Raw genomic sequence first — 280 nt, 5'->3', positions numbered from 1 at the left:
TTCGGGGTGGGTGGGTGGTGTGGTGGAGCGGGTGTTGTTGCATTCGCCGTTTGCGTTTGATGCGTCGACGTTTGAGTTGTGGGGTCCGTTGTTGTCGGGTGGGTGTGTGGTGGTGGCTCCGGTGGGGCGGTTGGATGTGGGGGTTTTGAGGTCGGTTATTGGTGGTTTTGGGGTGACGGGTTTGTGGTTGCCGGCGGGGTTGTTTGGGGTGGTGGCGGAGGAGGATCCGTCGGTGTTGGTGGGGGTGCGTGAGGTTGTGGTGGGTGGTGATGTGGTGTCG

Annotated in this window: 1 protein-coding gene; it reads left to right on the top strand. The window is 61.8% G+C overall.

Features of this window, described 5'->3' with window-relative positions:
* Positions 1-19 precede the first annotated feature (19 nt).
* Positions 20-280: AMP-binding protein (locus tag IH09_RS40940; RefSeq protein WP_205379431.1), on the top strand; the 261-nt coding region annotated here is incomplete at its 3' end.

Origin of the sequence: Streptomyces celluloflavus (genome assembly GCA_000720995.1) — a bacterium.
Lineage (GTDB): Bacteria > Actinomycetota > Actinomycetes > Streptomycetales > Streptomycetaceae > Streptomyces > Streptomyces celluloflavus.
This window is presented reverse-complemented; position numbering and strand designations above follow the sequence as displayed.